At 58.3% G+C, this 23,699-nt stretch carries 27 protein-coding genes; 11 read left to right on the forward strand and 16 right to left on the reverse strand.

The genetic code is table 11. From position 1 onward, the window contains the following. Nucleotides 1–1,230, forward strand: coding sequence for a DUF1501 domain-containing protein (locus BDE40_RS00640; protein ID WP_134011877.1), 1,230 nt, complete (start codon nt 1–3; stop codon nt 1,228–1,230). Nucleotides 1,231–1,236: 6 nt separating this feature from the next. Here BDE40_RS00640 and BDE40_RS00645 read toward each other — a convergent pair whose 3' ends face one another. After that, nucleotides 1,237–1,425, reverse strand: a complete 189-nt coding sequence (locus BDE40_RS00645; RefSeq protein ID WP_134011879.1) for a hypothetical protein — start codon at nt 1,423–1,425, stop codon at nt 1,237–1,239. A gap of 211 nt (nt 1,426–1,636) precedes the next feature. Between BDE40_RS00645 and BDE40_RS00650 the strand changes: the two genes are divergently transcribed. After that, the gene (locus BDE40_RS00650) at nt 1,637–2,350 is read left to right on the forward strand and encodes a GNAT family N-acetyltransferase (protein ID WP_134011881.1); all 714 of its coding nucleotides are present in this window, start codon (nt 1,637–1,639) and stop codon (nt 2,348–2,350) included. Here the strand turns inward: BDE40_RS00650 and BDE40_RS00655 are convergent. Then, on the reverse strand, nt 2,347–3,069 hold the full coding sequence (locus BDE40_RS00655) for a response regulator (RefSeq protein WP_246030317.1): 723 nt from the start codon (nt 3,067–3,069) through the stop codon (nt 2,347–2,349). The two genes, BDE40_RS00650 and BDE40_RS00655, sit on opposite strands and share 4 nt — an antisense overlap. Before the next feature lie 169 nt (nt 3,070–3,238). Between BDE40_RS00655 and mce the strand changes: the two genes are divergently transcribed. Both mce and BDE40_RS00665 read left to right on the forward strand, forming a co-directional pair. Next, nucleotides 3,239–3,643, forward strand: a complete 405-nt coding sequence (gene mce / locus BDE40_RS00660; protein WP_073143270.1) for a methylmalonyl-CoA epimerase — start codon at nt 3,239–3,241, stop codon at nt 3,641–3,643. Then, nucleotides 3,643–3,918, forward strand: a complete 276-nt coding sequence (locus tag BDE40_RS00665) for a DUF1467 family protein (protein WP_073143273.1) — start codon at nt 3,643–3,645, stop codon at nt 3,916–3,918. Before mce ends, BDE40_RS00665 begins: the two co-directional genes overlap by 1 nt. A gap of 7 nt (nt 3,919–3,925) precedes the next feature. Here BDE40_RS00665 and BDE40_RS00670 read toward each other — a convergent pair whose 3' ends face one another. From BDE40_RS00670 to topA, 3 genes are all read right to left on the reverse strand, one after another. Continuing rightward, the gene (locus tag BDE40_RS00670) at nt 3,926–4,612 is read right to left on the reverse strand and encodes an EI24 domain-containing protein (RefSeq protein ID WP_134011885.1); all 687 of its coding nucleotides are present in this window, start codon (nt 4,610–4,612) and stop codon (nt 3,926–3,928) included. Further along, complete coding sequence (locus BDE40_RS00675; RefSeq protein ID WP_134011887.1) at nt 4,609–5,187, reverse strand: nitroreductase family protein; 579 nt, start codon at nt 5,185–5,187, stop codon at nt 4,609–4,611. The genes BDE40_RS00670 and BDE40_RS00675 overlap by 4 nt, the downstream gene beginning before the upstream one ends. Nucleotides 5,188–5,375: 188 nt before the next feature. Continuing rightward, nucleotides 5,376–7,976, reverse strand: a complete 2,601-nt coding sequence (topA, locus tag BDE40_RS00680) for a type I DNA topoisomerase (RefSeq protein WP_134011889.1) — start codon at nt 7,974–7,976, stop codon at nt 5,376–5,378. A 208-nt stretch (nt 7,977–8,184) separates the two neighbouring features. Between topA and BDE40_RS00685 the strand changes: the two genes are divergently transcribed. After that, a complete protein-coding gene (locus BDE40_RS00685; RefSeq protein ID WP_134011891.1) occupies nt 8,185–9,036 on the forward strand; it encodes an esterase/lipase family protein in 852 nt (283 codons plus the stop codon). Here BDE40_RS00685 and BDE40_RS00690 read toward each other — a convergent pair. The 3 genes from BDE40_RS00690 to BDE40_RS00700 are packed head-to-tail and all read right to left on the reverse strand — an operon-like array spanning nt 9,033 to nt 10,851. Beyond that, nucleotides 9,033–10,106, reverse strand: a complete 1,074-nt coding sequence (locus tag BDE40_RS00690; RefSeq protein ID WP_134011893.1) for a 5-(carboxyamino)imidazole ribonucleotide synthase — start codon at nt 10,104–10,106, stop codon at nt 9,033–9,035. The genes BDE40_RS00685 and BDE40_RS00690 overlap by 4 nt on opposite strands. Continuing rightward, nucleotides 10,099–10,593 (reverse strand): 5-(carboxyamino)imidazole ribonucleotide mutase, encoded by a 495-nt coding sequence (gene purE, locus BDE40_RS00695; protein WP_134011895.1) that lies wholly within the window; start codon nt 10,591–10,593, stop codon nt 10,099–10,101. Before purE ends, BDE40_RS00690 begins: the two co-directional genes overlap by 8 nt. 57 nt (nt 10,594–10,650) lie before the next feature. Then, nucleotides 10,651–10,851: a YdcH family protein gene (locus tag BDE40_RS00700; protein ID WP_134011897.1), complete on the reverse strand. Its 201-nt coding sequence runs from the start codon at nt 10,849–10,851 to the stop codon at nt 10,651–10,653. 190 nt (nt 10,852–11,041) lie between these two features. Between BDE40_RS00700 and BDE40_RS00705 the strand changes: the two genes are divergently transcribed. Beyond that, nucleotides 11,042–11,452 (forward strand): Hsp20 family protein, encoded by a 411-nt coding sequence (locus BDE40_RS00705; protein WP_134011899.1) that lies wholly within the window; start codon nt 11,042–11,044, stop codon nt 11,450–11,452. Nucleotides 11,453–11,457: 5 nt separating this feature from the next. Continuing rightward, nucleotides 11,458–11,688, forward strand: coding sequence for a DUF1150 family protein (locus tag BDE40_RS00710; RefSeq protein ID WP_073143293.1), 231 nt, complete (start codon nt 11,458–11,460; stop codon nt 11,686–11,688). 74 nt (nt 11,689–11,762) lie between these two features. Here the strand turns inward: BDE40_RS00710 and BDE40_RS00715 are convergent, their stop codons facing one another. After that, a complete protein-coding gene (locus BDE40_RS00715) occupies nt 11,763–13,475 on the reverse strand; it encodes a bifunctional sulfate adenylyltransferase/adenylylsulfate kinase (RefSeq protein WP_134011901.1) in 1,713 nt (570 codons plus the stop codon). 129 nt (nt 13,476–13,604) lie between these two features. Beyond that, complete coding sequence (trxB, locus tag BDE40_RS00720; protein ID WP_134011903.1) at nt 13,605–14,600, reverse strand: thioredoxin-disulfide reductase; 996 nt, start codon at nt 14,598–14,600, stop codon at nt 13,605–13,607. A gap of 171 nt (nt 14,601–14,771) precedes the next feature. On the opposite strand from trxB, the gene BDE40_RS00725 reads away from it, so the two are divergent. Next, nucleotides 14,772–15,272 (forward strand): Lrp/AsnC family transcriptional regulator, encoded by a 501-nt coding sequence (locus BDE40_RS00725; RefSeq protein WP_134011905.1) that lies wholly within the window; start codon nt 14,772–14,774, stop codon nt 15,270–15,272. Here BDE40_RS00725 and BDE40_RS00730 read toward each other — a convergent pair. Then, a complete protein-coding gene (locus BDE40_RS00730) occupies nt 15,269–16,057 on the reverse strand; it encodes a Hint domain-containing protein (protein ID WP_162848004.1) in 789 nt (262 codons plus the stop codon). The genes BDE40_RS00725 and BDE40_RS00730 overlap by 4 nt on opposite strands. A 335-nt stretch (nt 16,058–16,392) precedes the next feature. Between BDE40_RS00730 and BDE40_RS00735 the strand changes: the two genes are divergently transcribed. Continuing rightward, the gene (locus BDE40_RS00735) at nt 16,393–17,136 is read left to right on the forward strand and encodes a sulfotransferase (protein WP_162848005.1); all 744 of its coding nucleotides are present in this window, start codon (nt 16,393–16,395) and stop codon (nt 17,134–17,136) included. 53 nt (nt 17,137–17,189) lie between these two features. Continuing rightward, on the forward strand, nt 17,190–18,866 hold the full coding sequence (locus BDE40_RS00740; protein WP_134011911.1) for a tetratricopeptide repeat-containing sulfotransferase family protein: 1,677 nt from the start codon (nt 17,190–17,192) through the stop codon (nt 18,864–18,866). 77 nt (nt 18,867–18,943) lie between these two features. Here the strand turns inward: BDE40_RS00740 and BDE40_RS00745 are convergent, their stop codons facing one another. The 4 genes from BDE40_RS00745 to lgt all read right to left on the reverse strand — a co-directional run bounded on the left by BDE40_RS00745 (nt 18,944) and on the right by lgt (nt 22,166). Continuing rightward, nucleotides 18,944–19,144, reverse strand: a complete 201-nt coding sequence (locus tag BDE40_RS00745) for a hypothetical protein (protein WP_134011913.1) — start codon at nt 19,142–19,144, stop codon at nt 18,944–18,946. Between the two features lie 327 nt (nt 19,145–19,471). After that, nucleotides 19,472–20,224 (reverse strand): peptidoglycan editing factor PgeF, encoded by a 753-nt coding sequence (pgeF, locus tag BDE40_RS00750; RefSeq protein WP_134011915.1) that lies wholly within the window; start codon nt 20,222–20,224, stop codon nt 19,472–19,474. Further along, nucleotides 20,221–21,285 carry a class I SAM-dependent methyltransferase gene (locus BDE40_RS00755; RefSeq protein WP_134011917.1) on the reverse strand — a complete coding sequence of 355 codons (1,065 nt, stop codon included), beginning with the start codon at nt 21,283–21,285 and terminating at the stop codon, nt 20,221–20,223. Before BDE40_RS00755 ends, pgeF begins: the two co-directional genes overlap by 4 nt. Continuing rightward, nucleotides 21,282–22,166, reverse strand: a complete 885-nt coding sequence (gene lgt, locus BDE40_RS00760; protein WP_134011919.1) for a prolipoprotein diacylglyceryl transferase — start codon at nt 22,164–22,166, stop codon at nt 21,282–21,284. The genes BDE40_RS00755 and lgt overlap by 4 nt, the downstream gene beginning before the upstream one ends. A 92-nt stretch (nt 22,167–22,258) precedes the next feature. Between lgt and BDE40_RS00765 the strand changes: the two genes are divergently transcribed. After that, entirely contained in the window at nt 22,259–22,522 is a 264-nt protein-coding gene (locus BDE40_RS00765) for an accessory factor UbiK family protein (protein WP_134011921.1), read from the forward strand. Nucleotides 22,523–22,535: 13 nt separating this feature from the next. Here the strand turns inward: BDE40_RS00765 and BDE40_RS00770 are convergent, their stop codons facing one another. Next, nucleotides 22,536–23,696, reverse strand: coding sequence for an iron-containing alcohol dehydrogenase (locus BDE40_RS00770; protein WP_134011923.1), 1,161 nt, complete (start codon nt 23,694–23,696; stop codon nt 22,536–22,538). Nucleotides 23,697–23,699: the final 3 nt, after the last annotated feature.

The following is a 23,699-nucleotide window of genomic DNA, read 5'->3' on the forward strand; positions in this document are numbered from 1 at the left end:
ATGGCTGATGCATTGACCCGCCGGCGGTTCTTGTTGCGCGCAACGGCGTTGGGTTGCTCCGCTGCGGCGAGCCCGCTGATGACGCCTATGACATTTGCGCAAGCGCCGGGCGAGAACAGATTGGTCGTGATCATCCTGCGCGGGGCGATGGACGGTCTGGATGCGGTACGGCCGATCGGGGACCCGCTGTTGCGGCAGTACCGCCCCGGTTTGGGGATGTCGCTTGAAAGTGCTGCCACCGAATTGGACGGCTTTTTCGCACTGCACCCGGCATTGGCGGAGTTGATGCCTTTGTGGAAACAAGGTGATCTTGCGGTCGCGCACGCGGTGTCTACGCCCTATCGCGACAAGCGGAGCCACTTTGACGGGCAGGATTTGCTGGAGGCGGGGACAGGCGCAGATGTCGACGGGGCGCAGGCCCGCGACGGGTGGCTGAACCGGATGTTGCAGGTGCTGCCCGGTGCGGGGTCAGAGACGGCGTTTGCTATCGGGCGATCAGAGATGAAGCTGATGTCCGGGCGCGCGCCCGTGTCTAGCTGGTCGCCGGACGGGCGTCTGGATATGTCCCCTCAGGCGCGGTTGCTGCTGGAGGAGATTTACCACGATGACCCGCTGTTTCACGACACCAGCATGGATGCGCTGGCGATTGCGGAAAGCTTGGGGTTGGCGAGCGACGATAGTTTCGGGATGTCGAGCCGCGACATGCGTGCCGCGGTGAAGGCGGCGAATGCTGCGGGTGACGCGTCTGTCTTGGCCAGCTTTGCGGCGCGGCGGTTGAACGAGGAAGCTCGGATTGCCGCGTTTTCGCTGGGGGGCTGGGACACGCACCGCGCGCAGACGCGCGGGATCACTAGGGCTCTGGGAAATCTAAAGGATGCTATTCTTACGTTGCAAAGCGAGCTGGGGCCGCGCTGGGAGAAGACTGCGGTTGTCGCGGTCACCGAGTTTGGCAGAACAGCACGCGAGAATGGCACGCGCGGGACGGATCACGGGACGGGTGGTGCGATGATTTTGGGAGGAGGAGCCATTCGCGGGGGGCGCGTTTATGGTGACTGGCCGGGGCTGGAGGAAGCCGCGCTTTACGCACGACGCGACCTGATGCCGACCTCCGATGTCAGGTCGTACATTGCCTGGTTGATGCACGGGCTCTACGGGCTGGATAAAACGACGCTGGGAACGGTGGTGTTCCCCGGGCTTCACCTTGCAGATGATCCGGGCCTGTTGGCTTAGCGCAGTTTAAAAGGCAGGATCTACGTCGTGGTCGATCATGGTCGTGGAAAGTTCACCACTCAGGTCTTCCATGCCGTTAGAAACAGACGCAGTGACGGCAAGGGCCAATCCGACCAGTGCGGCCATCAGCATGGTCATGTCGACGACGGCAGCGCCGTCTTCGGTGCATAGAAAACTCGTGAACATCTTGGTCATTATATACTCCTCCAGTCCTTAAACGGGTTCCGAAGGATGCTTCGGGTCCGATGGGCTTGATGACAGGTGTGACGTTCAAACATGGCAGCAATGCGTCGCGGAGCGGGTATCAAATTGGTCAATTTGCGGTAGTTTAAGGCAGATTTGAACCTTTCGGGCAGCGCGCAATCCGTATTAGGATGGCGTCGATAAATGTGCTGGGAACCAAGACATGACCAAGAGCAGCAACGACGCCCGACCGCTGTCCGGTTGGGTGGCTCCACGACGGCCTGATGCGGAGTGTCTGGAGGGGGCATATGTCCGGCTTGAACGGCTGGCGCCGGATCAGCATGCCGCGGATTTGCACAGGGCGAATTCGGCCAGCGATGCGATTTGGGATTATCTGCCCTACGGCCCTTTCGCGTCTGCGGCGGCCTACCACAGATGGGCACGCGAAGTGACGCAAGGCGATGATCCCGTATTCTACGCGATCCAGCCCCGAGTCACAGGACATTTCAGCGGTGTCGCGAGCTATCTCAGGATTTCGCCGGAGGCCGGATCAATCGAGGTCGGGCACATCAACTTTTCACCGGAATTGCAGCGCAGTGTGGCTGCGACCGAGGCGATTTTCTTGATGATGCAATGGGCATTTGACGCGGGGTACCGCCGGTTTGAATGGAAATGCGACGCGTCTAATCTGGGTTCACGCCGCGCGGCACAACGCTACGGGTTCAGTTTCGAGGGCGTCTTCCGACAGGCTGCGGTGGTGAAAGGGCGCAATCGGGATACGGCTTGGTTCGCGTGCATTGACGCAGAGTGGCCCGCGTTGAAAGAGGCTTTCACCGCGTGGCTTTCCCCGTCAAATTTCGACGCCGACGGCAAACAGATCGAACGCTTGGGCGCATTGACAGGCTTGGTTCGCGCAGCGAGCGATCCGGCCCTTTAAACCAGTTCGCGCACCTTCAACCTTTGCTGGATAAGATCGCGCGTCGCTTGAATAGCTTCGCGGCGGCCAGCGCCGCTTGTCAGCGCTTGCGTGAGCTTGCGGGAAACCTCGGCCAGTTTCTCGTCACTGGTGAGCCGTGCAAGCCCTTGGAGGAACGGCGCGACATAGGGCAACGCGTCAAGGCCGCTCCCCAAAAGTTCGTCCAGGTGAGACAGGTCTTCGTTGAGGGCTATCGGGTCAGGGACGACCACTTCGTGATTGAGCAGGCGAGGACCGTTTGGATGCATGTCTTCGGGCAGGTGCTTGAGGATTGTTTGCTGAAAGGCACATACCGATGCAATCGGCTTGGGCAGGAACTCGTCAGCACCCGCGGCGATTGCGGCCTCCGCCAGCCCGTCACCATCTGCGCCGCTTGTGGCGATTATCACAGGTCTGACAGTTTTGCCGTCGCGGGCAACCTCCGCGATCAGGTCCACGCCGGAGCCGTCGGGCAGCCCCAGATCAACTACAACGACCGAAGGCCGATACACACGCAGATGTCGGCGTGCAGCCGTTAAACTGTCAGCCCGGCGGATGCGCGCGCCTGAACGGATACAAAGCAGTCGAACCGCCTCGGAAGCAAACCGGCTGTCTTCCACAACAAGCACGGTGAGGCCCAGCAGCGGGCGTTGGGCAGTGGCATGGGTAGTGAGAGTCATAAAAGCGATATCATCGGGCATTCTGGGCCTCCGGCAGCAAGAAGGTGAGTCGGTAACTGCGTCCATGCTTGCCCCTTGGTGGCTAACAGAAGGTGAACAGCGCGGATTTTACGCACCTGATGCCGCTTGCAGCATCGAGGAGCCGCAGCCATAACCTCCTAACCAAACCGGAAACCTGACGGAGAGTGTGATGATCGGCAGACTTAACCATGTGGCAATAGCAGTGCCGGACCTTGATGCGGCCTGCGCGCAATACAAAGACACATTGGGTGCAAATGTTGGCGCCCCTCAGGACGAGCCGGATCACGGTGTGACGGTCGTCTTTATCGAACTCCCGAACACCAAGATCGAGCTTCTGTATCCGCTGGGTGAAAACAGCCCGATTCAGGGCTTTCTCGACAAAAACCCGTCCGGCGGCATTCACCACATTTGCTACGAGGTGGACGACATCATCGAAGCGCGTGACCGCCTGAAAGACAGCGGTGCGCGCGTGTTGGGCAATGGGGAGCCGAAGATCGGCGCCCATGGCAAACCCGTATTGTTCTTGCATCCCAAAGACTTCACAGGAACCTTGGTCGAGTTGGAGCAAGCCTGATGGCCATAACCTCTGCCATCGTGGTGTTCGCTGTCGTCTGGTTTCTGGTGCTGTTTTGCGTCCTGCCCTTTGGCACACCCAGCCAAAGCGAGATGGGAGAGGTTTCCCCCGGAACACCGCGCTCTGCACCGGCGAACCCGCGGATGAAACGCAAGTTTGCGATCACCACTATGATCACGATCGTGATCTGGGTGCCGCTGTGTCTGGCGATCATTTATGGCTACATCAATGCCGACACGATGAACCTTTACAAGCGGTTCGGCCCCGACAGCTAAGCCCGCATTAGCGCGATAGCCGGTGGAACAGATGCGTGAAGCTGGCAACGCCAAGGATTGGGATCAGCAGGTTGACGAAGGGGATGGTCAATGGAATGGCCATCAACGTGCCTGCCATCCAGATTTGCCACCCATTGCGTTTGCGGAATTCGCGTACGCCAGCCGTACCCAGCCTGCGTTGTGCCACGAGCGTGGCGTATTCGCGGCCAAGAAGTAGCCCGTTCACGCCCCAAAAGATCAGCGGCGCGAAGGGCGGGAAGATCACATAGAGCACCAGTGCGGCGATGTTCACCGCAATAAGGACGCCGAGGAATTTTGCGCTTTCGGTGAGTGCCTCGCCTAAGGGCAAAGGGGAAACGGCGGGTTGGTTCGGGTAATGCTCCGCTTCGACGGCGTCGACGACCTGATCCAGAAACAAGCCTGTAAACGCGGATGCGACGGGGACCATCAAGAAAACAGACGCCCCGAGCATGACAGGCACGACGGCCCATGACAGGACGTTATCTATCCATGTGATCTCACCGATCCAAGGCAGTGAAAAGCTGTCTGGCACCACGAGCCCGACGGTCCACGCGAAGGCCACTGTGAAGACAAAAAGCAGCGCCAGCGTCAGGCCGACGCCCGTGAGCAGCACCTTCAAAAAGCGCCCGTCGCCGATTTGGCCCAATGCTTTGACGAAGTCGGAAAAAATCATGTGCGGGTCCATGTTGTGATGGCGTTTATGTCCGGGCGAGGGCGGTCAGGTGGGGGGGAAGTCTCGGTGCCCATATGAATGAAACCTGCGACATATTCCGGCTCGTTTAGATCTAGCCCCTCGGTCAGAAACGGACGGTCGAAGGCGGTCCATCCGGTCAGCCAGTTGGCGCCCCATCCTGCGGCAAGCGCTGCGTTCAAAAGGGCGAGGCACACCGCTCCGGCGCTGAGCGTTTGTTCAATTTCGGGAATTTTTTCGGATGCTTTCGGGGAGGCTACGACGGCGACCGACAGCGGCGCGGTTTCGAACATGCCTGCAATCTTGTCGATTTGATCAGGGTCCAATCGCAAGTCCGCCCCGCGTGTGCGGGTCAAAGCGGCAAGCCGGTGCAGGGCCGCTTGTTCCAGCACGATGAATCGCCATGGCTCCAGCTTTCCGTGATCCGGCGTGCGGGCCGCTGCGGTCAGCAAGGGGAGCAGCGCGTCGCGGTCTGGTGCAGGGCCGGTGAGCGTTTTATGTGGGCGCGAGCGGCGCGTCAGCAAGAACGCGAGAGCGTCTGGGTTTGGCGTTGGCATATGGAATTGGTCCCCGTTGATTGGACCCTATGTCGGCCACACGTGGCGCAAATTCAAGGTCTGCGGGGCGATAGCGTCCATCGCGGGCTGCTGTATCGAGGCACTGAGCGGAGCAGGGCGTGATTTGGCCCAAACCAACAACCCGACCAGCACACAAAAGACTGCCAGCAAAAGCAGCAGCCCCTTGGTCATTTCTTCGCGGCCGGTTTTTTCTTCGCAGCAGCTTTCTTCTTAGCCGGCGCCTTCTTCTTGGCTGGCGCCTTGCGCTTCTTACCGCCCTTGGACTGCTTCTCGACGATCAACTGGATCGCCTGATCAACGGTCAGATCTTCGGGGGCGATGTCCTTGGGAACAGTGGCGTTCACTTTTTCCCATTTCACGTAAGGTCCGTATTTGCCCTCCATGATGGAAATAGCACCACCCTCGTCTGGGTGTTCACCCATATCGCGTAGGGTTTTCGCCGCCGCACCACGACCGCCACGAGACGCGACTTTTTCGGCCAGCAGTTGCACCGCACGGTTCATGCCGACATCGAAGACTTCTTCGAGGCTTTCGAGGTTGGCGTTGGTGCCACCGCGATCCGACGTGCTTTCGGCGTGTTTGATATACGGCCCGTAGCGCCCGATATTGGCCCAAACATTCACCCCGTCTTCAGGGTGCGGCCCGATCAGGCGCGGCAGGGACAGCAAGCGCACGGCTTGCGCAAGGTCGATGTCTTCTGGCGGCCATTCTTTGGGGATCGACTGGCGGTTTGGCTTTTTGTTCTCTTCGGTCACCTCGCCGCGCTGGGCGTAGGGGCCAAAGCGGCCTTTATGGATCCAGATCTTGTCGCCTTCATCCTCGCCCAGAAGTTTGCCTTCGGGGGGGATCGCGCTGGCTTCCAGTTCCGGGTTCGGTGGGCCGAACGGGCGGGTGTACTTGCATTCAGGGTATCTGGAGCAACCGATGAATGCGCCGCCGGAACGCGCGGTGCGCATGGACAAACGGCCTTCGCCGCAGTTCGGGCATAGGCGCGGATCGGTGCCTTCTTCATTCGGCGGGAAGATATGCGGGGCCAGCACGTCGTTGATTTTTTCGAGCACTTCGGTGATGGACAGGTCCAGCGCCTCGGCAATCGCGACGGAGAAGTCGCGCCAGAAGCGGTCGAGCACGTTCTTGTAGTTGCGCTCGCCGGCGGACACGTCGTCTAGCTCTTCTTCCAAAGCCGCGGTGAAATCATATTCCACGTATTTGCTGAAGAAGTTGGACAGGAAGACCGTCACCAACCGTCCTTTATCCTCTGGGATTAGGCGGTTCTTCTCTTTGGTCACGTAATCGCGGTCCTGGATCGTTGTCACAATCGACGCGTAGGTGGAGGGGCGGCCGATGCCGAGTTCTTCCATGCGCTTGACCAACGTCGCCTCGGTGTAGCGGGGGGGCGGCTGGGTGAAATGCTGTTCCGGCGTGACCGACTTCTTAGGGGCTGCCTCGCCTTGGTTGATCTGGGGCAGGGATTTGTCGTCGTCGTCGATCACAGCGTCGTCGCGGCCTTCTTCGTAGACCTTCAGGAAGCCGTCGAACATCATCACCTGACCGGACGCGCGCAGCTCTACCTGACCATCGGCAGAGCCGATCAGCACGGTCGTCCGCTCCAGCTTCGCGGCGGACATTTGCGAGGCGATGGTGCGCTTGTAGATCAGGTCATAGAGCTTGCGCTGATCCGCATCCATGATCTTGAGGCTTTCGGTATCCGCCGACAAAACCGTCGGGCGGATACATTCGTGGGCCTCTTGCGCGTTCTTGGCTTTGTTTTTGTACATGCGCGGCTCTGCGGGGACGTAATTGTCGCCGAACTTGTCCTTGATCGCGTCGCGGGCAGCGTGAACAGCTTCGGGCGCCATGTCGATGCCGTCGGTCCGCATATAGGTAATGTGACCGGCCTCATAGAGGCGCTGTGCTGCACTCATTGTTTGACGTGCGCCCATGCCGAATTTGCGGCTGGCTTCCTGCTGCAAGGTGGAGGTCATAAACGGTGCGGACGGGTTCCGCGAGCCGGGCTTGGCCTCGACACTGGTGACCTTCAGATCACGCGAATTGACGGCGGCGACGGCCAGTTCAGCGGCGGTGTCGTTGGCGATGTCGAACTTGTCGAGCTTCTTGCCTGCCAGAGTGGTCAGACGCGCCTCGTATTCCTGCCCGCGCGAATTGGCGAGCATTGCCTTCACAGTCCAGTATTCCTGGGCGTTGAATTTCTCGATCTCCATCTCGCGGTCAACGATCAGGCGCAGGCACACGGATTGCACACGGCCCGCGGACTTTGCACCGGGCAGGCGGCGCCAGAGGACAGGCGACAGTTTGAAGCCCACCAGATAGTCGAGAGCGCGGCGCGCCAGATAGGCGTCCACCAAAGGCTGGTCCACCTTGCGCGGGTTTTTCATCGCTTCGGTGACGGCGGTTTTGGTGATGGCGTTGAACACGACGCGGCTGACGGGTGTGTCCTTTTTGATCACCTTGCGTTTGCGCAGGGTTTCCTCAAGGTGCCACGAAATTGCTTCGCCTTCGCGGTCGGGGTCGGTCGCGAGGATCAGGTTGTTGTCGTCTTTCAGCGCGTCGGCGATGGCTTTGACATGCTTTTTGGAATCGCTCGCGACCTCCCACAACATGTCGAAATCATTGTCGGGGTCGACGGAGCCGTCCTTCGGGGGAAGGTCCCGAACGTGGCCGTAAGAGGCAAGCACCGTGTAGTCGGGGCCGAGATATTTGTTGATTGTCTTAGCCTTTGCAGGCGACTCGACGACAACTACGGGCATATCTGCCTCTCCTTAAACGACTACTTCGATCAGCGGTTACATGTGGTCGCGACGTAAGGCTTGTCAACAGGGGCTGTGCCCGATTGGCCCCAGTGGTGGCGGGTTTCACGCTTCGCGGGCGGGGAAAATCAGACTCTAGTGCTCATATGACGCATGTTTGTGATGCGGTATTAGTGAAACGGACAGATAAAAGGACTATGTCGGTAGCATGAAGAAACTGGCCCTGCTATTTTTTGCGTTTCCATCCGTCGCGATGGCGGATTGCGTCGTGCTGTTGCATGGACTTGCGCGCAGCAATTTCTCTCTGTCGGTGATGGAGCAAAGCCTTCTGGCGAACGGCTTCCAAACGGTAAATCCCTCCTATCCATCCACGACCGAAACAATCAACGATTTGGCGAACGAGACTATTCCGGCGGCGATTGCGGAATGTGATACGAACACCCCGATCCACTTCGTGACGCATTCCATGGGCGGTATCCTTGTTCGGGCGTGGCTCAAGGAAAACGATCTGCCCAGTTTGGGGCGGGTGGTCATGCTTGCCCCGCCGAACAAAGGGTCCGAGCTTGTTGACCAGTTGAGTGCGTGGGAGCCGTTTGAATGGGTGAACGGCCCTGCGGGCGCGCAGCTTCATACGGGGCCGGATTCACTGCCAAACACATTGGGGCCGGTTGATTTTCCATTGGGCGTTATTGCGGGGACGCAAACGCTAAACCCGTTTTATTCAGCGCTTATCGACGGGCCTGATGACGGAAAGGTATCGGTTGAAAGTACCAAGATCGAGGGGATGACCGACCATATGTCCTTCCCCGTCACCCATACGTTTATGATGAATTCCCCTATAGTTGTGGCGGAAACCATCAAGTTTCTGGAGGAAGGTAAATTCGACAGGGACCTGACTTTGACCGACGTCGTTACCGGCGTTGCAGAAGAGGTCGGGGAGACCGTTTCACAGGTCGCTGAAGAGGTCGGTGATGCTGTGGCCGACGCGGCCAGCGATGTTGGCGACGCGGTGACGGAAACCGTTGAGCAGACCCTAGGAACCGACAGCTCTGACGACTAGGTTTTCGGGCTGATCCGGTTGATATGGCCCATCTTGCGCCCCGGCTTGGCGTCGGCTTTGCCGTAAAGGTGCAAAGCGACGGCAGGGTTGGCGGAAAGCTCCGACACCTTGTCCATATCCGCGCCGATCAGGTTTTCCATCACCACATCGGCATGTCTGCTTCCGTCGCCCAGCGGCCAGCCCGCGACGGCGCGGATATGCTGCTCGAACTGGTCGATGACGCAGCCGTTCTGCGTCCAATGTCCGGAATTGTGCACCCGAGGGGCGATTTCATTTACGATCAGGCCCGCTGGCGTGACGAATAGCTCGACCCCCAGAACGCCCACGTAATCCAACGCATTCAATATCCGCCCCGCCAATAGCACCGCGTCGGTGCGCAACGCAGCGGATACGGATGCGGGCACCGTGGTTGTGTCGAGGATGCCGTCGCGATGAACGTTCTGGCCGGGATCGAAACAGGCAACTTGGCCGTCGGCTGCGCGCGCACCAATGACGGAAATTTCGCAGGAGAAATCCACGAAGCCTTCCAACACCGCGCTGGCCCGGTTCATGGCGTCGAACGCTGTATCTGCATCCCCTGCGTCACGCAGGCGTGCTTGGCCTTTGCCGTCATATCCCAAGGTGCGGGTTTTCAGGATGGACGGCGTGCCAATTTCGGCCACGGCTTTGTGCATATCTTCGAGCGTGTCGACCGCCATGAAGGGCGCGACGCTCAAGCCTATCTCTTGCAGGAAGGTCTTCTCGTTCATTCGGTCTTGGCTAATCGTCAACGCGCGCCGGTTCGGGCGCACCTCACACAAGGCCTCCAGCTGATCGAGCGCCGAGGTGGGGATGTTCTCGAATTCGTATGTTATGACATCGACCGCTTCGCCAAATTTGCGGAGGGCTTCGGTGTCATCATAGGAGGCTTGGAAATGGTAGTTTGCCACATGCGAAGCGGGGCAATCGCCGCCCGGCTCGAAAACGCAGGTCTTGAACCCGAGCCGCGACGCCGCAACCGACAGCATCCGGCCCAGCTGGCCACCGCCCAGAATTCCGATGGTTGCACCAGTGGGCAGGGGCTTAGTCATTGCTCGGCTCCTGCGGAATGGAGGCTGACAGGTCAGCGCGCCATTTGTCCAAACGCGCGGCAAGATCGCTGTCTTTTAGAGCCAGAATGCCAGCGGCCATGAGGCCCGCATTTGCAGCTCCGGCAGCGCCGATGGCCATGGTCGCCACAGGATAACCACGCGGCATTTGCAGGATTGAATAGAGGCTATCCACGCCGGATAGCGCTCTGGTTTGAACCGGAACGCCAATCACCGGAACGCGGGTCTTGGATGCCATCATCCCCGGCAAATGCGCGGCACCGCCAGCGCCTGCAATGATCACCTGCAAACCCCGATCAACAGCGGTTTTGCCGTAGTCCCAAAGCCGGTCAGGCGTGCGGTGCGCGGAGACGATTTTGGCCTCATAAGCGATACCCAGCGCATCAAGCATATCGGCGGCTTCTTTCATGGTAGGCCAGTCGGACTGGCTGCCCATGATAATACCAACGGGGATGGGGGCTTGTGTCATGATGGTACCGCTCTCAGGATGCCGGATGGAAGCCGCCCTTATAGCGGCTGGCGCTGCTCACGCAATAATATCTGGGGTAAGCTCGTCTTCGAGGGCCGCGATGCGGTCCTTCAGCGACAGTTTCTGTTTTTTCAACCGTCGGAGTGTCAGCTGATCGGGCGCCGATTTTTCCTGCAATGCTGCAATAGCCTCGTCCAGATCACGATGTTCTCGCTTGAGGACTTCGAGCTTCACGCGAAGAACATCGTTCTTGCTCATGTTTTCGGATGATTTCACGGGCTTAGTGCTCTTTGCTGAGGTCATCTGCAATGTGGGGGTGCACGCGCGTGCTGTCCAGTGTTTCGCGCATATCGCTCTTGATTCATCGACAAACAGCCCCCATTTTATTCGTATGGCTGCTTTCGGGGGCCATACTTCGCAAAGTCGCTTAAACATCTAGGACTGTGCCATGACGAAATTGACCTTGGGGTCGCACCCTTTTTTGCTGGGCTTTGACCAGTTGGAACGGCTGGTAGAACGCACCGCCAAATCCGAGAACGGCTACCCGCCGTTCAATATCGAACAATCCGCAGACAACGCCTATCGCATTACGCTTGCTGTCGCCGGGTTCGGCGAAGACGATCTGTCGATCACTGTAGAGGACCGACAGTTGATCGTGCGGGGCAGGCAGGCTGACGCAGACGATGACCGAATTTTCCTGCATCGCGGCATTGCGGCGCGACAGTTTCAAAAAGCATTCGTGCTGGCCGATGGCGTCGAAGTTGCAGGTGCAACGACCGAGAACGGACTGCTTCACGTCGATCTGAAACGGGCCGTACCTGATACAATCGTGCAAACCATCAAGATCAATAAAGGATAAACATCATGGACACACAAGTTGACCTCAAGACCTTGGGTGGTGCTGACCGGATTGTCTATGTACGCCCCGTCGATGTTGCTGAGCTGCCGGAAGAGGTGCGGTCCGAGATCGTCGGCGTTGATCACCTATACGCGGTTCACGCCCCTGACGGCGAGCGTCTTGCCTTGGTTAAGGACCGCGAAATGGCCTTCATGCTGGCGCGTCAGAACGACTTTTCGCCTGTGACGGTTCACTGACCTGACAGTTTGTAAACTAGAAATAAGAAGGGCTCCCAAATTGGGAGCCCTTTTCGACTTTTGTGTTTGAAAATTTAGGCTTTGATCAGGCCCATAGATTCCAGCTTCAAGATGACCTGATGCGCGCAGTTGTCGACATCGACATTCTCGGTCTCGACGCTCAGCTCGGGATCCACTGGGACGTCATACGGGTCAGAGATACCGGTGAATTCCTTGATCTTGCCTTCACGCGCCAGCTTGTAGAGGCCCTTGCGGTCACGGCGCTCGCATTCCTCGATGGAAGTCGCGACGTGGACTTCGATGAAAGCCCCGAACGCTTCGACGTCTTCGCGCACGGCACGGCGCGTTGTGGCATAGGGCGCGATCGGCGCACAGATTGCGATGCCACCGTTTTTGGTGATCTCGGAGGCCACGTAGCCGATGCGGCGGATGTTCAAATCGCGGTGCTCTTTCGAGAAGCCCAGCTCGGAGCTGAGGTTTTTACGCACAATGTCACCATCAAGAAGCGTGACAGGGCGGCCGCCCATTTCCATAAGTTTGACCATCAAAGCGTTCGCAATGGTGGACTTGCCGGAGCCGGAGAAGCCGGTGAAGAACACGGTGAAGCCCTGGTTCGCGCGCGGTGGACGGGATTTGCGAAGCTCCTCGACCACAGCAGGGAAGGAGAACCATTCCGGAATCTCCAGACCTTCCGCCAAACGGCGGCGCAGCTCGGTGCCGGAGATGTTGAGGATCGTGACGTCCTCCGCATCCGCGATCTCGTCGGCAGGCTCGTATTGGGCGCGGTCCTGAACAAACACCATGTGTTTGAAGTCGACCATTTCGATGCCCATTTCTTCCTGATGCTCGCGGAACAGGTCCTGCGCATCGTATGGGCCGTAGAAGTCCTCACCTGCGGAGTTCTTGCCAGGGCCTGCGTGGTCACGCCCGACGATGAAGTGGGTGCAGCCATGGTTTTTGCGGATCAGGCCGTGCCAGACCGCTTCGCGTGGGCCACCCATACGCATGGCAAGGTTCAGCAGGCTCATCGAAGTTGTGGACGCCGGATATTGGTCCAACACCGCCTCGTAGCAGCGCACGCGGGTGAAGTGGTCGATATCGCCCGGTTTGGTAAGGCCAACCACGGGGTGAATCAGCAGGTTGGCCTGCGCCTCTTTCGCGGCGCGGAAGGTCAGTTCCTGATGGGCGCGGTGCAACGGGTTGCGGGTTTGGAAGGCCACAACGCGGCGCCAGCCCATTTTGCGGAAATAGGCGCGCAACTCGTTTGGCGTGTCACGGCGGGCGCGGAAGTCGTAATGCACCGGCTGCTGGATGCCTGTGATCGGGCCGCCGAGGTAAATCTTGCCCGCTTGGTTGTGCAGGTAGTTGACGGCGGGGTGAGCGCTGTCATCCGCGCCAAAGACCTTTTTGGCTTCATTGGCTTTGTTCGGTTCCCATTTGTCGGTGACCGACATCATCGCAAGGATCACACCTTCCTGGTCGCGCAAGGCGATGTCCTGGCCCACTTCAATCGAGTTGGCGAAGTCGTCACCCACATCCAAAGTGATGGGCATTGGCCACAACTCACCCGACGAGAGGCGCATGTTTTCGACCACACCGTTATAGTCTTCTTCGGACAGGAATCCCTTAAGCGGGTTAAAGCCGCCATTCATCAGCAGCTCCAGATCGCAGATCTGACGCGGTGTAAGGTCCCAAGACACAAGCGCGCCCGCTTCGTGCTTTAGCTTTTGAGCGCTGTCATAGGAGACAAAGAGTTCAGGGATTGGTGCCAGATTGGTCGGTTGCATGTCGCATCTTTCTATTAGAATACAGATAACGCCCCCTCCAAGCGCCGTTGGAAGAGCGTTTAGCGTTCAAGGCTAACCACTAGCAAGGGCCGGATTGAATTACAGGGGAAACGCGGCAGAAAAGCCGCGTTACTCGGCGACTGCGCCGTAGCCCAGCGGCTCGGACACGTCTTTGCCTTCGACTTCGCCCTGTTCTGCCAGCCAGCGTTCAGCCTCCAGTGCGGCCATGCAGCCCATGCCCGCGCTGGTCACAGCTTGGCGGTACTTGTGGTCTGTCAGATCGCCCGCAGCAAAAATCCCGGGAATGGAAGTTTCTGTGCTGTCCGGTTTGGTGACGACATAGCCACCCATATGCGTCTCCAACACGTCTTTAACCAACTCGTTCGACGGCGCATGACCAATAGCCACAAACACGCCTTTGCACGGGATTTCGGTGATCTCGCCGGTTTTGGTGTGCTTGACTTTGACGCCTTCAACGCTGAGCGGCGCGTCGGTGCCCGTCACCTCGACCAACTCGTGGAACCATATCGGTTCGATCTTCGGGTTCTTCTCAAGGCGGTCGATCAGAATCTTTTCGGCGCGCAATTCGTCGCGACGGTGGATCAGCGTTACCTTGGAGGCAAAGTTGGTCAGAAAGAGCGCTTCTTCCACCGCGGTGTTCCCGCCGCCGATAACCACGATTTCCTGCCCGCGATAAAAGAAGCCGTCACAAGTGGCGCAAGCGGACACACCGAAGCCTTTGAACTTCTCTTCGCTTTCAAGGCCAAGCCATTTTGCGCGCGCGCCCGTCGCAAGGATCACGGCATCTGCGGTATAAAGCGTCCCGCTATCCCCTTTGGCTTTGAACGGCCTCGAAGTGGTGTCGAGGTCGGTGATGATGTCACCAATAATTTCGCATCCCATCGCTTTGGCGTGGTCTTGCATACGCACCATCAGGTCGGGGCCTTGCACTTCGGTGTCGCCGGGCCAGTTTTCGACTTCGGTGGTGGTGGTCAGTTGACCGCCCGGCTCGATGCCTTGCACCAAAATGGGTTCCAGCATCGCGCGGGACGCATAGACACCCGCCGTGTAGCCGGCGGGGCCGGAACCAATGATCAAAACTTTCGTGTGGCGCGTGGCGGACATTGCGAAATCCTTCGGCAATTATTGCGGTTAGCCCGATATAATTGCCGCGGACGTGGAGCGAAAGGGGGCGGTCATTTATTTGCAAAACATTTGATATGTTGCTCAGGTTTGAAATATTATTGCGCGTGCAGCCCTTGCGGAGTAAGACACGGTAAACCAAGGGAGTCGGTCATGGCCGTTTCAAAGCTCGACGAAATTGATCGCAAGATTCTTTCAGAACTTCAAGCAGACGGACGGATGACCAATGTCGAGTTGGCCAAGCGCGTCGGCATTTCCGCGCCACCTTGCCTGCGCCGCGTTCGCACGCTCGAAGAGTCCGGATATATTCGTGGCTATCACGCGGATGTCGAAGCGCGTGCCTTGGGGTTTGAAGTCAAAGTATTCGCAATGGTGGGGCTGCAAAGCCAAGCCGAAGCGGACCTGTCTGCTTTCGAAAAGCGGTGCCGCGAGTGGCCGTTGGTGCGTGAGTGTCACATGCTGAATGGAGAAGTCGACTTCGTTCTAAAATGCGTCGCGCCGGATTTAAGCAGCTTTCAAAGCTTTCTGACCGAAGAACTGACCTCCGCCGACAACGTTGCCAGCGTCAAAACCTCACTGGTAATCCGCGTTGCAAAAGACGAACCCGGCGTGCCGTTCGAGATTGTCGAAGCGCGACTGTCTCAGATCGCCTAGCCGCCTTCGCGCAAGGCCCGGACTTCGAATGTCGTCAAACTATTAACCAATTGCGGACCGAAGAAGTCCAAGCTTCTTGCCTGAGGAAAGAGCCTCAGCAAGGAGTATTTCATTTCGTCGTCGATCAAAGCTTCTGTATGTGGGCCCGGGTGGAAGCTTTCCATCTCGATGCCGTTAACTTTTATAGTCGCCTGACGGTCGAACCCGAGGTTGAAAACTGCGATCGGGGACGCCGGCTGCACCGAGAAGACAGACATTCCATCCTCGAATGCCCGCACCGGAGCAAAGGCCAGGTCGACCCCGAACAGGGACCGGCACTTTGCGTGGTGGAACAAGATGTGCGCGCGGGGGGCCAAAAGCAAATCTTGCGAAGGCTTTGCCAAGCCGAAAGCATCGGCAGTTACGCGGAACAGCGCGCCACGGTCTGCAGTTTGCGCTTCGCGCAGGGACATCTCGTAGGACCCGATCCATTGCAACGGGATCGGGCCATACTCGGACGTCAAAACCTGCATGCCCGGCGCAAGGTCTTCGACGGCGACGGGGCCATTGGCGGTCGCGACGATCGCGCCTCGGGCCATGCTTGCGCAGGCGCTTTCGATGACGGGAAGGGCTGGGGCCACTACAGTATCATACCGTTCCTCACCCGCAGGCGTGAGCCACGCGATATTATAGGGACGGGCCATTGCGCGGGTACGCGGTCTTGCAGCCGTACGGTACGCAAGAGACTGGCCTTGGCCAATTCGGGTCGGGGATAGATGTGTCGGAATATCGGGTGAATAGGTCATGCGTCGTCCCTTGTCAGGTCTTTGCGTGACTGCGTCGGTCCCCACCGGCGCGCAGAGTTGCTGGTTGATAATACCCAGACAATGACCAATTCCACGCATCAAAGTCAAATATTCGGCCCTAGTCGTTGCGCTGAGGTGGACAATGCCAAGGCGCCACAAGCGATAGTTTCCGCCGGAGTGGGGAGGTTTGCCACAATTCGAAAGCCGTGCGTGTGTTGCAGGCAATGGACAGAGGCGAATCGGTCTGTCACACTCTGGCAGTCACCAACAAGACCCGAGTAACGAGGCACGCGGTGCAGGTAACGAGCAAGGATCACGTTCTAAAGGTCGTCACGATGACCCGTTTTCACTTTGTGGCGGGGTTGCCGACGGCTGGCGCACGGTGCCTCCTGGCGTTACTGACGCAAAACCCGCGGTTTAGTGTGGCGGGTGACAGTCCGGCGGAGCGTGTGTTCAGCGTCTTGAGTGCTGGACGAGAAAATCAGGACCACCCCCTTTCTGGTATCTCATCTGACACACGCAGCGCTTTGTTGCGCGCGTCGTTAGATGCGGTTCACCATGCCCGCCCAATCGCGTCAGTCGTGTTCGACAATAACATTCGATGGCTGTCGCATGTGACGGCATTGGCCGAACTGTTTCCACTGTCTCGCTTCGTCATCATGGTCCGAGACCCTGCACGTATCGCGGCCGAAATGGCTCAAGAGGCTGGAGCCGTGACATCGCCGCAAGCATTGATGTCGGAGCACGGTGTTATCGGTGCGCCTATCCAATTGGTTCACGATGCGTTGAGCAGTCCGGCGTCCAAGCGATTGCTATTGATTGACTATGACCGGTTGCTGAGCGATCCGGAACGCGTGCTAGACTTACTCTACGCGTTTGTAGGCGAGCCGCATTTCGCGCACGATTTCCGTATGCTTGCCGCAAGAGAGACGTTGCCGCAGACGATAACCGGTCATCTGGCGCGACGGGTGTCCACACCAAACGACGCAACATCGCGCCGCGCCCCAAAAACTGACTTACCGATCTGGCGTCGCAGCTCGGGGTCAGAAGCCACCATGTTGCTGTCCGAGACTGGATAACCGGTGCGGCTGGTGCTAGCAGTCCAGTGGATTTAGCGAGAAGGCCGGACGCCATGGCGACACTAAGCAAGCAGCAGATTAAAGACCTTTTCGCAAAGGCGCGTCAGGCGCAGGAAAAGGGCAGGCTGGACGAAGCCGAGCGTGGCTACAAAAAACTGCTGAAAGCCGCACCGCAACTGGCCGAAGTCAGCTTCAACCTCGCGGAGATATTTACCCTTCGCGGAAAGGTCGCGGAAGCTGCAGAGCGGTTTGAACATGCGTTAAAGTTGCGCCCGAACGAGCCCGCCATTTGGGTGAGCTATCTCAACATGGCCAGCAGGCATCCAAACCCGAAAAACTTCGATGTACTCCGAGAGCGGGCGCGGCCCGTTCTGGGAAAGACACCTGCATTCGCATTTTTTGAAGGCCTGGCAGCACTTCGAGAAGAGAATTGGGAAGCAGCAGCGAAGTCTTTGAAGTCCGCGATAGACGCCGGGTTCCGTCAGGCGCGCGTTTATGCGGAATACGGCTCAGCGCTGGTTGGGCTCAAGAAATTCGACTTGGCGATGGCGCAATTCGACATGGGCCTGACGCTCGCCCCCGATAGCGACATGGTCTTGTTCCGCAAAGCGGGGCTTCTTCAATCGATGGGACGAATAGACGAGGCGCGCGATGCCATCCAACGCGCGATCAAGCTGGCTCCGAATGTGGGCGGCCACCACGCGCTTTATGCATCGCTCACCAAGATGACTGCGGATGATCCCAATATTCCGGTGATGAAAGCCGCCCTGAAATCGAAACGCGTGGGGGATAAAGAACTTCCGGCGCTGGGGTATGCGCTTGCGAAAGCGATGGAGGATAGTGGCCAGTTCGGTAAGGTATTTACCTATCTGAATTTGGCGAACCGCGCATTGGCGAAAGCCTATCCCTACGATGTCCCATCGGTCCTCGCGAGCGCGGACCGAATTCGTCGGCTATTCGAGCGGGTGAAAATTTTTGACGGGCCGGTGAGCGATGCTTCTCCGATATTCGTTACGGGCGCGCCGCGGTCCGGCACCACGCTGGTCGAGCAAATTCTAGCGTCCCACTCCCAAATTGAGGGCGGTGGCGAGATTGGGTTCGTGCAACCGAAATTTGCGGATTTGATTGTACCTGCCGATAAGAACTGGGGGGCTGACGGTCAAGATTTGATGGCTCAATGTGTGAAAGCGGCAGATGAGTTTGGCGTCGAGTTGAAGAAACTGTTCCCTGACGCGCCGTTCGTGACGGACAAGTCGATTTCCAGCTACGCCATTTTGGGGTTTCTTGCAAAAGCCATGCCGAATGCGCGCTTTGTCGTGGTGCGCCGTGATCCTCGGGACAATGCGTTATCAATCTACAAAAACCAGTTTCGCGAAGGCTTGCATCGCTATGCGAACAATCTTGAACATATTGCGATATTTCTTCGTCAGTTCGAAGAGATGGTGGATTTTTGGCGGCAGCATCTGCCGGGGTCATTCCACGAAATTCGCTATGAAGAATTGATTGCGGAGCCGGAAGCCCAGTCGCGGGCCTTGATCGCGGCCACGGGTTTTGAATGGGAGGAAGCGTGCCTGTCGTTCTATGAGACCAAGCGGGAAGTCCGCACGCTCTCTGCGACCCAAGTTCGCCAGCCGATGTATTCGTCATCTGTGGGCGCGTGGAAAAAATTCCAATCGGACATGAAGCCCTTTCTGACGGCGTTTGCCGGCTCAGAAGCAAGCGACAACTAAACCGTAAAGAATAGCGGTCCTGTAGATGGGTTGAGACAACCGGTAAGCAGTCTCGACCCCGATTTTATCGGCCTCGACTAGGACGTTGCCTGACGCGAGAGACGGGCATGCGTCGGCGTGTCCGATATCGCGTTATGCAGGATTTTGGCCAAGCCCGGAGCTTCGTCGGCAAGACGCGTTTTCCAGTTGGCGTTTGTTCCGCGTGCCCAAGGCATCGTTACATTGGTCCCGGCGCTTTCTTCCAGCACCCAAGTCATCCAGCGGTTGTTTTTGCCCATTGTATTGCTCCGTCTCAGTTTGATGGAGCGCCGCAGCTTTCTTGCTGCTTTACGGCCCCATCCGATGAATTCGTGTCCCGTTTTGAGACAGGATCAATCCACCATTCCAATGGGGCATCAGCATGTCGTGTTTTTAAGTTTCTTAAATTTCTTTGGAGAAAATTGTGGCGCAATACGACTGCACCGCAAAGCAGCAAAAAGGCCAGTAGATCAAAGGAGATGGACGAGATGAACTGCATGCCACGAGTCGTAACAGGCGAAGTTTAAGGCACGATTAAGGCGTCTCACTGCCTTGCCATCGTCAACTTTGGCGCAACAAACCAGAAACTAGAGCCTGATTGTTGCGATGAGCCGACCATAGTCTGCTTCTTTTTTATGAACACTGCGACGGTATGAATAAAAGCGCGCTGCATCTGAATAGGTGCAATGTCGCGTCCATTCCGCGTTGACCCCTGCGGCGCGCAAATGGTGCAACCCGTAGGCAGGCAAATCAAACTGCATCTTGTCGCCGTTGCCATTGGCAAAGAAGCGTGCGTTTTCCGGGTCCTCGTCATAGAACCGCTCGAAATACTCCAGCCCGACCTCATAGGCGGCCTGACTGATGCAGGGGCCGATAACCGCCTGGATGTGCTCTCGGGTTGCGCCCAGACCCACCATGGCGTCGACGGTGTTTTCCAAAATACCGGCAACTGCGCCACCCCAACCGGCATGCGCTGCACCGATGACACCCGCGTGTGTGTCGGCAAACAGCACCGGTTGGCAATCGGCGGTTAAAACGCCCAAGGCCACCCCTTCGGTGGCGCAGACCATGCCGTCTGCTTTTGGTTTGTCCTTGATCGGCCCGTCCACGACAACAACATCGGCCGAGTGGCATTGATGAACTGACACCAAATGGTCAGGAGGCACTTGCATAGCCTGCGCCACGCGTGCGCGGTTGGTCAGGACGATATCGGTCTGATCGGATGATCCTTGCCCGCAATTCAGCCCTTCAAAGACACCGGACGAAGCGCCGCCTTTGCGCGTGAAGAAGCCATGCCGCAACGGGGCTAGGCTATCGGCAGTTAGAATCTCCAGTGTCATGTCGAACTCGCAAGGTCAAAACCTGAGGGTACGGGCGCGCCGCGAGGCGTGAGGGTAATCGCTTTGAACAGGCTCCCCATTTCTTCGGGGTGCGTCAAGCGTCGATGTGCGGCGATGTGTTGATCAAGTTTTGCGCCTTGCAGGTTTTCAGCAAGAGCCTGCGCGCGTTGTGTGATACCAAGCTGTTCCAAAAACATGCCTTGTGGCGTCATCGGGCTGACGTGGCAGGCGGTCGCGGCGTTGGAAAGCGCTTCGAAATCGACATGCGCGGTGAGATCCGCGTGTCCGGGAGATGCCAGCGGGTCGACTGGACTGTGGTTCTCGACCGCCTGAAAGGTGTCGCCCAAAGACCGCCAATCGCCATAGTCGACGATTATTCCCGCGCCGCCCTGCGCAACTCGGTCGGCAAGTTCACCCATTATCGGGGCCGCAGACGGGCACAGCTCTACCACGTCGCCGGCACCAGTGTCGGCTAGGCGGTGAGACAGCGCATCGACACGCATGTCTTCAGTGAGGCCAAGTGTCAGTGCGCCGTCGTGCAGCCCGATACGCCGCTCGCTCCAGCCTTTGGTTCCACGTACGAATTGACGGATAGGAAGCGCGTCGAAGAATTCGTTGGCCAACAGCAGAACCGGTCCGGCAGGAAGGGCGGAGACATGCTCTACCCATTCAACATCTGCGCCGCTTAGGGTGTCTGTCTGGACATCGCGCAGGTGCTGGCTGGCCTCGACCAGAAGGACCTTGCGCGGGAAATCCGGAATTGCGGCCGTCGCCCGCAGGACATCTTTCATCAAGGTGCCACGACCGGGTCCCAGCTCGGCAAGGTAAGCGTCGGGCCGCCCCTGATCAATCCAAGCTTGCGCGAGGCAAAGCCCGAGCATTTCGCCAAACATCTGGCTGATCTCCGGCGCGGTGACGAAATCGCCAGCAGCCCCAAAGGGATCGCGCGTTGCGTAGTAGCCATGTTCCGGATGCAGCAGGCATTGCTGCATGTAGTCGGCAAGGTTCATCGGGCCGTCGGACGCGATCTGGCGGGCCAGCAGGTCGCGCAGCGCGGTCACGATCGCTTGGCCCGCACGATTAGAAGGACGCCGAGCACGATCATCGGGATCGAGAGCAATTGCCCCATCGTCAGCCCATACCCACCGATCTGCCATGCCAAGCCTAGGGGATTGCCGTCGCTGACGAACTGCGCGTCCGGCTGGCGGAAGAATTCTACAAAGCCGCGTGCCAGCCCGTATCCAGCAAGGAATACACCGATCATGGCCCCCGGACGCATGAGCCAACCGCGACGGTAGGCAAGCCAGAGCATCACTGCGCCAAGGAGCAGCCCCTCTAGACCCGCTTCATAAAGTTGTGACGGGTGGCGGGCGCACAGGCCCTCAATGCCGGGGCAGTCTTGGGCCGCTTGCCCCGGAAAGATGAACGCCCAAGGCACATCGGTAGGGCGGCCCCAAAGCTCCGCGTTAATGAAATTCGCGATCCGCCCCAGCATCAGACCGGTGGGCGCGGACACCGCGACAGCATCACCGACGCGCAAAGCGGGTAACTTGTATTTCCAGCAATAGGCCAGACCCGCGACCACCACGCCGAGGAAGCCGCCATGAAACGACATCCCACCCTCCCAAACTTTCAGAATTTCGGCGGGATTAGAGATGTAATAGCCGGGTTGATAGAACGCGACATAGCCCAGCCGACCACCCAGAACGACGCCAAGGATGATCCATGTCAGCAGGTCTTCCGGCTGATCTTTGGTCATCGGAGGGCCGCCATTACCCCAAAGGGCAGGGCGTTTGACCAGACCGACAACGATACGCCAGGCGATGATCAACCCGACGATATAGGCCAGCGCGTACCACCGTAGGGAGAAGGCAAAGCTGCCCAATTCGATGGTAAATATCTCGGGTGCGATCTCGGGGAAGGGAAGGGCAAATATTGTCATGGCCGTTTGGTGCGCTGAGGCTGCGACGAAGTCAACCTTGTGCGCGGCGGCAAGCCGACCCATATAGAGGCAAGTGACGAAGGAGTGACCAGATGCAGACCAAAAACAAGTTTTTCGACGATATGTCGCAACTGATGACGAACGCTATGGGCGTGGCGCAGGGTGCCAAGAGCGAGGCCGACAACGCCATGAAAGGCATGATGGACCGATGGCTGGCGGATCGTGATTTCGTGACGCGCGACGAATTCGAGGCGGTGCGTCTCATGGCGCAGAAGGCCCGCGAAGAGAACGAAGCCCTGAAGGCGCGCTTAGACGCGCTTGAGACGAAGAAGAAGCCTGCGGCCAAGAAACCCTAAGTCCGTTTCGGCCCTACCAGATGTCTTTATACAACTGAACGATCTCCTCAGCAGTCGGCACACGCGGGTTGTTTTGTGGCGAGCCGGAGGCCAAGGCCTGCTCCGCCATGATCGGTAAAGTGTCAAAGTATTGCTGCTTGTCCAACCCTTGCGCTGATGGCGCAGGGACCCGCAAATCATCGTTCAACCGGCGCAACCCTTCGACCAGTTTGCCGCACGCCACTGCATCATTGTCGCCGCTCGTGGCCATCTCCATCACCCGTGCGCAATCAGCGTAACGCGATTGCGCGTGGCCAACGGAGAATTCCGTGACCGCCGGCAGAAGCATCGCGTTGGACAATCCGTGCGCCACGTGAAAATGCGCCCCGATAGGGCGGCTCATCCCGTGCACCAACGCAACCGAGGCGTTCGAGAACGCCATCCCCGCCTGAGACGCCGCGAGCATCAATCCCTCGCGCGCCTCGGCATTGGAACCATCCATGCATGCTGCCCGTACATGCTTGGCGATCAACGGCATCGCCGACAAGGCGAAGGCGTCGGTATATGCGAAGGCGCGGCGCGAGACATAGGCTTCCATCGCGTGTGTGAGGCTATCGACCGCCGTATCCGCTGTGATGCGCCACGGTTTGGTGACCGTAAATTCCCAATCAATGATCGCTGCTGTGGCGACCGCCGCCAATCCAGACAAGTTATATTTCTCAGTCTTCACCGTGTCGGTGATCACACACCAGCGTGTCAATTCCGAGCCTGTGCCGCCAGTCGTCGGGATCAAAATCGTCGGCGGCCCAGATTTGTCGATCTGCGTCGGGGCCTTGTAGTCGCGCACATGGCCGGGATTGACCAACATGAATGAAATTGCCTTGGCCGTATCCATCGGGGAGCCGCCGCCCAAACCGATGACACAATCATAGTCGCTGGCACGAAAAGCGGCCAATCCTTCGTCCAAACAGGTGTCGGTGGGGTCCTCAATGACTCCGTCGAAAATACCGTATGCGATCCCCGCTGCTTCCAGAACATCAGTTACTCTTCCTACGTGGCCAAGCTCGACCAAGGTTCGGTCAGTCACGATTAAGGGCTTCGATAGCCCAAGCTGTTGCAGCACGTCTGCGGATTCCGATGCAACGCCACCTCCGATGCGGATGATGCGCGGGGATTGTACGCGTCCAATGCCCATTCC

This window comes from Litoreibacter halocynthiae (assembly GCF_004365635.1).
Classification (GTDB): Bacteria; Pseudomonadota; Alphaproteobacteria; order Rhodobacterales; family Rhodobacteraceae; genus Litoreibacter; species Litoreibacter halocynthiae.

Excerpts from the sequence above, each read along its gene's own strand:
- BDE40_RS00640 (WP_134011877.1), top strand. The coding sequence starts at position 1 with ATGGCTGATGCATTGACCCGCCGGCGGTTCTTGTTGCGCGCAACGGCG.
- BDE40_RS00645 (WP_134011879.1), bottom strand. The coding sequence starts at position 1,425 with ATGACCAAGATGTTCACGAGTTTTCTATGCACCGAAGACGGCGCTGCC.
- BDE40_RS00650 (WP_134011881.1), top strand. The coding sequence starts at position 1,637 with ATGACCAAGAGCAGCAACGACGCCCGACCGCTGTCCGGTTGGGTGGCT.
- BDE40_RS00655 (WP_246030317.1), bottom strand. The coding sequence starts at position 3,069 with ATGCCCGATGATATCGCTTTTATGACTCTCACTACCCATGCCACTGCC.
- mce (WP_073143270.1), top strand. The coding sequence starts at position 3,239 with ATGATCGGCAGACTTAACCATGTGGCAATAGCAGTGCCGGACCTTGAT.
- BDE40_RS00665 (WP_073143273.1), top strand. The coding sequence starts at position 3,643 with ATGGCCATAACCTCTGCCATCGTGGTGTTCGCTGTCGTCTGGTTTCTG.
- BDE40_RS00670 (WP_134011885.1), bottom strand. The coding sequence starts at position 4,612 with ATGATTTTTTCCGACTTCGTCAAAGCATTGGGCCAAATCGGCGACGGG.
- BDE40_RS00675 (WP_134011887.1), bottom strand. The coding sequence starts at position 5,187 with ATGCCAACGCCAAACCCAGACGCTCTCGCGTTCTTGCTGACGCGCCGC.
- topA (WP_134011889.1), bottom strand. The coding sequence starts at position 7,976 with ATGCCCGTAGTTGTCGTCGAGTCGCCTGCAAAGGCTAAGACAATCAAC.
- BDE40_RS00685 (WP_134011891.1), top strand. The coding sequence starts at position 8,185 with ATGAAGAAACTGGCCCTGCTATTTTTTGCGTTTCCATCCGTCGCGATG.
- BDE40_RS00690 (WP_134011893.1), bottom strand. The coding sequence starts at position 10,106 with ATGACTAAGCCCCTGCCCACTGGTGCAACCATCGGAATTCTGGGCGGT.
- purE (WP_134011895.1), bottom strand. The coding sequence starts at position 10,593 with ATGACACAAGCCCCCATCCCCGTTGGTATTATCATGGGCAGCCAGTCC.
- BDE40_RS00700 (WP_134011897.1), bottom strand. The coding sequence starts at position 10,851 with ATGAGCAAGAACGATGTTCTTCGCGTGAAGCTCGAAGTCCTCAAGCGA.
- BDE40_RS00705 (WP_134011899.1), top strand. The coding sequence starts at position 11,042 with ATGACGAAATTGACCTTGGGGTCGCACCCTTTTTTGCTGGGCTTTGAC.
- BDE40_RS00710 (WP_073143293.1), top strand. The coding sequence starts at position 11,458 with ATGGACACACAAGTTGACCTCAAGACCTTGGGTGGTGCTGACCGGATT.
- BDE40_RS00715 (WP_134011901.1), bottom strand. The coding sequence starts at position 13,475 with ATGCAACCGACCAATCTGGCACCAATCCCTGAACTCTTTGTCTCCTAT.
- trxB (WP_134011903.1), bottom strand. The coding sequence starts at position 14,600 with ATGTCCGCCACGCGCCACACGAAAGTTTTGATCATTGGTTCCGGCCCC.
- BDE40_RS00725 (WP_134011905.1), top strand. The coding sequence starts at position 14,772 with ATGGCCGTTTCAAAGCTCGACGAAATTGATCGCAAGATTCTTTCAGAA.
- BDE40_RS00730 (WP_162848004.1), bottom strand. The coding sequence starts at position 16,057 with ATGACCTATTCACCCGATATTCCGACACATCTATCCCCGACCCGAATT.
- BDE40_RS00735 (WP_162848005.1), top strand. The coding sequence starts at position 16,393 with ATGACCCGTTTTCACTTTGTGGCGGGGTTGCCGACGGCTGGCGCACGG.
- BDE40_RS00740 (WP_134011911.1), top strand. The coding sequence starts at position 17,190 with ATGGCGACACTAAGCAAGCAGCAGATTAAAGACCTTTTCGCAAAGGCG.
- BDE40_RS00745 (WP_134011913.1), bottom strand. The coding sequence starts at position 19,144 with ATGGGCAAAAACAACCGCTGGATGACTTGGGTGCTGGAAGAAAGCGCC.
- pgeF (WP_134011915.1), bottom strand. The coding sequence starts at position 20,224 with ATGACACTGGAGATTCTAACTGCCGATAGCCTAGCCCCGTTGCGGCAT.
- lgt (WP_134011919.1), bottom strand. The coding sequence starts at position 22,166 with ATGACAATATTTGCCCTTCCCTTCCCCGAGATCGCACCCGAGATATTT.
- BDE40_RS00765 (WP_134011921.1), top strand. The coding sequence starts at position 22,259 with ATGCAGACCAAAAACAAGTTTTTCGACGATATGTCGCAACTGATGACG.
- BDE40_RS00770 (WP_134011923.1), bottom strand. The coding sequence starts at position 23,696 with ATGGGCATTGGACGCGTACAATCCCCGCGCATCATCCGCATCGGAGGT.